General features: G+C 61.0%; 2 protein-coding genes. Both read left to right on the forward strand.

The annotated features are described in order from the left end of the window. The first annotated feature begins 387 nt into the window (after nt 1–387). Entirely contained in the window at nt 388–1056 is a 669-nt protein-coding gene (gene rimP / locus VN004_RS07145; RefSeq protein ID WP_183827983.1) for a ribosome maturation factor RimP, read from the forward strand. 38 nt (nt 1057–1094) lie between these two features. Then, the coding region (gene nusA, locus VN004_RS07150) for a transcription termination factor NusA (protein ID WP_325608410.1) at nt 1095–1986 on the forward strand (892 nt) is incomplete at its 3' end.

Below are 1986 nucleotides of genomic sequence, written 5' to 3' on the forward strand. Positions count from 1 at the left end.
TGCGCAGGTGACGCGCTTCCGGAGCAACGCCGCGCTCGACGGCGCTGGCTGCGGCAACCGCGCTTCCCATCACGCCGAGGAAGGTGCCGAGCCGGTTGAACGGCTTGTAACGGTTCATCTCTTCATCCTTTGCTGCATCGCATTATCTTGTTGTGCGATGCAACATACATATAGGAGGCGAATCCGGGTACTTCCATGTCATGTAGCGCATGCGTGGCCTGCGTCTGCCGCACATCTCGTGCAAATCGGTGGTGGCTCGCGCCCGCTATTGAACCCGATGCCGAATTCGGTTATATAGCGTGCAAATTCTTGGTCGGTATGACGAAGAGTGGGTCCATCCGGTCCCGCTCTTTTTTGTTACCTGCCGGCCTTCGGATCAGGAATCATATGACGGCAAGCGAAGTTTCCGGCGACGACCGCCCCGACCGCGACAACGGTGATGATCGCATCATCCGTGAGAGCGGCATTGATGCGCGCATTGCGGCGATCATTCTGCCGGTGCTGCGCGGCATCGGCTTCCGTCTGGTGCGCGTGCGACTGTCGGGCCAGAATGGCCTCACCCTTCAGATCATGGCCGAGCGTGAAGACGGCACCATGACTGTGGAGGACTGCGAGGAACTGAGCCGCGCCGTCTCGCCGGCGCTCGATGTGGAAGATCCCATCGAAAAGGCGTATCATCTTGAAGTGTCGTCGCCGGGTATCGACCGGCCGCTGGTGCGCAAGGGCGATTTCGCCACCTGGCTCGGCCATCTGGTGAAGATGGAGACCTCGACCCTGGTTGCCGAGCGCAAGCGCTTCAGGGGTCGGATCACCGAGGTGAACGACGAAGGCATTCTGGTGCTGCGCGATGTGCCCGCCTATGGCGAGGAGCCTTCGGTGCAGGTGCCTTTCGATACAATCGCCGAAGCGCGCCTGATTCTGACCGATGACCTCATCCGCGATGCGTTGTCGAAGGACAATCGCGCCCGCAAGGAAGCGAAGAAGAATCAGGACGAAACCGACGACGCGTTTGATGAAGACGACGCCGAAGACGGAAACGAACACGAAGCGAATTGAACCGTCGCGAGGAAGCGGCCCGGTTCAGGGAGATAGACATGGTTGTAAGCGCAAACAGGCTTGAACTGCTGCAGATTGCCGATGCGGTCGCGCGCGAGAAGTCGATCGACAAGCAGATCGTCATCGACGCCATGGCCGACGCCATCCAGAAGGCGGCGCGCTCGCGCTACGGTCTGGAGACCAACATTCGCGCCGACATCAATCCGCAGACGGGCGAGATGAAGCTCCAGCGGCTGATGGAGGTCGTCGATACCGTGGAGGATTACGCCACGCAGATCGCGCTGGTCACGGCGCGTGAGCGCAATCCCGACGCGCAGCTCGGCGATTTCATCGCAGAGCAGCTTCCGCCGATGGATTTCGGCCGCATCGCCGCCCAGTCGGCAAAGCAGGTCATCGTCCAGAAGGTGCGCGAGGCCGAGCGCGACCGCCAGTATGACGAGTACAAGGATCGCATCGGCGAAATCGTCAACGGTACGGTCAAGCGCGTGGAGTATGGCAACGTCATCGTCGATCTCGGCCGTGGCGAAGGCATCATCCGCCGTGACGAGCTGATTCCGCGCGAAATCTACAAATATGGCGACCGCGTGCGCGCCTATGTCTACGATGTGCGCCGCGAGCAGCGCGGTCCGCAGATTTTCCTGTCGCGCACCCATCCGCAGTTCATGGCGAAGCTGTTCACCATGGAAGTGCCGGAAATCTACGACGGTATCATCGAGATCAAGTCGGTTGCCCGTGATCCGGGTTCGCGCGCCAAGATCGCCGTCATCTCCCGCGATTCTTCCATCGATCCTGTCGGCGCCTGCGTCGGCATGCGCGGTTCGCGCGTTCAGGCTGTCGTCGGCGAGCTTCAGGGCGAAAAGATCGATATCATTCCGTGGTCGCCTTCGGCCGCTTCCTTCATCGTCAACGCCCTTCAGCCCGCCGAGGTCG

Origin of the sequence: Pseudorhodoplanes sp. (genome assembly GCF_035565855.1) — a bacterium.
Classification (GTDB): domain Bacteria; phylum Pseudomonadota; class Alphaproteobacteria; order Rhizobiales; family Xanthobacteraceae; genus Pseudorhodoplanes.

What these genes read in the sequence shown, in the direction of transcription:
- rimP (WP_183827983.1), top strand. Translation starts at nt 388, where the DNA reads ATGACGGCAAGCGAAGTTTCCGGCGACGACCGCCCCGACCGCGACAAC.